The organism is Paenibacillus apis, assembly GCF_018333295.1.
Taxonomy (GTDB): Bacteria; Bacillota; Bacilli; order Paenibacillales; family Paenibacillaceae; genus Fontibacillus; species Fontibacillus antibioticophila.
This window is the reverse complement of sequence record NZ_BORS01000040.1, coordinates 1-2,305: the sequence shown is the minus strand read 5'-3', so window position 1 is coordinate 2,305 and position 2,305 is coordinate 1. Positions and strand designations below refer to the sequence as shown.

Sequence of the window (2,305 nt, the reverse complement as noted above, 5' to 3'; positions counted from 1 at the left end):
TTGCCTACGTGTTACTCACCCGTCCGCCGCTAACTTTCAGGAGTGCAAGCACTCCATCAAGTCCGCTCGACTTGCATGTATTAGGCACGCCGCCAGCGTTCGTCCTGAGCCAGGATCAAACTCTCCATTAAAGTGTTTGACTTGCTCATTTCAAAACTGACGAGAATTAATAATTCTCTCAAGATAGAATCTCAAACGACACAGGGTCGATTGGAATTCATCTATTTAATACTCACTCGTTGTTCAGTTTTCAAAGATCAACTTCGGTTCTTATTTCGTTACCACCTCATCAGCAGCAACTTTTATATCTTATCACGATCAAACCAACATTGCAAGCACTTTTTTAAATGCTTATGGGTTCGAAATCGTGATGGGCCGTAATTAACGACCGGATATATAATGTATCACGTATCCATACTCATTGCAAGACATTCTGAACAAAATCTATTTTGTAATTTTTTACTGCGGGCAAACTTTTGCATAACGCTTCTTACCTCCACTAAATCTCACGGCTGAGATAATGTCAAGGTGCTTTCGAGCTCTGAGCTTCGGGATGCTACCTCACCTTATCCGGTTCATCTTTATAGATGAGATAGACATCCACGAAGATCACCTGTGCCATCACATAACTGCCATCACTTCCACAGGTTTCTCCCGATCCCGCTCTCCCTAGCCGTTCGACAACTGCTTCTCCATGGACACGCGGCCATCTGACTTTACTTTTCATTCAGTTATTGAATTTCCGAGCAATTACACTTAGCTTTTCATTAATTCGGGCATTTTGATCGCCACAGCGACGTTACACAGCATTCCACGTGCAAGGAACAGTAAGGTCCGCTCTTCGGGGTTCGCAACGCCGGCTTCGCAAAAAGCCTTAAGTACCATATCCCGTACTTGCTTGAACCCGTCTCGCATCGCTGCCTGAATAGCTTCCTCCCGAATGGATTGTGCTTGTAACTGCAAGAACATTTCGTTCTGATGCTTCGCCTGGATGCTCTCGTATTCATAGATCAATTGCTTCTCAAGAGCTTCAGGAGGAGCTGTCTCCACGATAGTGCGGAAAGATTCAATGACACGGGTCCAGGACGCCTCAATCGCGGTCAACAACAGGCTCTCTTTGGTTGCGAAGAATCGGAACACATAAGGCTGGGAGATGTTCGCCCGTTTCGCCACCTCTGCCGTCGTCGCCCGGTAGTAGCCTATTTCCGAAAACACTTCAATCGCTGCTGAGATAATATCTGCTCTTCGATTGACCGCTGTAGTTCCCGATTTCGCCATTTCTTGTTCCCCCAGTTGAAATTGATTGATCAATAATAGATCAATTATACAAGGAGTAAACAAGCAATACAATCCAGTCCACCGTTGGAACCCTTAGCCTGTCCTTGATCAGAGAAAGATCATATATCGTTATGCCTTGCTTGTCATCTCCTCGATCTGTTTTAACCAAGCCAAACGCGTCGCCTCGTCTGAGCTCGGCACGGACTCAAAGACTTCATGATGAAGCACCTCCATACCGCAATATTCAAATATTCCTGTGTCGGAAGTCAAGAGCAGCGCCTTGTCCATTCCCATCTCTGCATATTGGGCATGTGATTTTCCTTGCGTGTTGATAATTACAGCCTTTTTTCCCTTCATCAATCCCATTTGCTCGCCATTCACGTAACGGTAGGCAAACCCGTAAGTAAAGACCCTCTCAATATAGCCCTTGACGATAGCCGGCAGTCCAGTCCACCATATCGGATAAATGAAAGTGATCACGTCCGCCCACTTAAGATACTCCTGCTCCTGCTCGATGTCCTCACCAATGCCGCCCAGAATTTCACTGCTGCTGATAACAGGTTGAAATTCTATCGCGTACAAATCGCGCACGACAACCTCATGTCCTTTTTGCCGAAGACCTCGGACGGCCGTTTCCAGAATGGCATGGTTAAAACTCTCTTTTCTCGGATGGGCATACACAATCAAATGATTCATAGGGGTATCTCCTCTCAACTTTAAGTTTTATTTTCGTTTCGTGGTTAGTGATTGATCAATCACTAACCACGAGACAATTATATGCCACCTCTTCCTCATTTGCAATTTTTTTTGATAAGTCCCTCTTTGCATTCTAGCTTGTGGAAGCTTAACTTGATATTTCAAGCTTTATTCCAGAATTCCAAAACAACAACTTGTAGCAGTAAAATCAGGACCACCCGTCCAACGGGTGGTTTGCTCTTGGGGTATAACCCCCTGTTGCCAAACTGCGCCTAAAGACGCTAGCCTGACAGCAAATCTGTTCAGGCTCAGTGTTATTTGTCTCTTTCAC

The 2,305-nt window shown here is 45.3% G+C and carries 3 protein-coding genes and 1 rRNA gene; all 4 read right to left on the bottom strand.

Annotated features, from left to right (window positions below; all coding sequences use genetic code 11):
• A 16S ribosomal RNA gene (locus KI362_RS25170) occupies positions 1-131 on the bottom strand; the annotation flags it as partial.
• 425 nt (positions 132-556) lie between these two features.
• Positions 557-727 carry a hypothetical protein gene (locus KI362_RS25165; protein ID WP_158297377.1) on the bottom strand — a complete coding sequence of 57 codons (171 nt, stop codon included), beginning with the start codon at positions 725-727 and terminating at the stop codon, positions 557-559.
• Between the two features lie 29 nt (positions 728-756).
• Positions 757-1,278 carry a TetR/AcrR family transcriptional regulator gene (locus KI362_RS25160; protein ID WP_301630979.1) on the bottom strand — a complete coding sequence of 174 codons (522 nt, stop codon included), beginning with the start codon at positions 1,276-1,278 and terminating at the stop codon, positions 757-759.
• Between the two features lie 129 nt (positions 1,279-1,407).
• Positions 1,408-1,974: an NAD(P)H-dependent oxidoreductase gene (locus KI362_RS25155; protein ID WP_301630978.1), complete on the bottom strand. Its 567-nt coding sequence runs from the start codon at positions 1,972-1,974 to the stop codon at positions 1,408-1,410.
• Positions 1,975-2,305 lie beyond the last annotated feature (331 nt).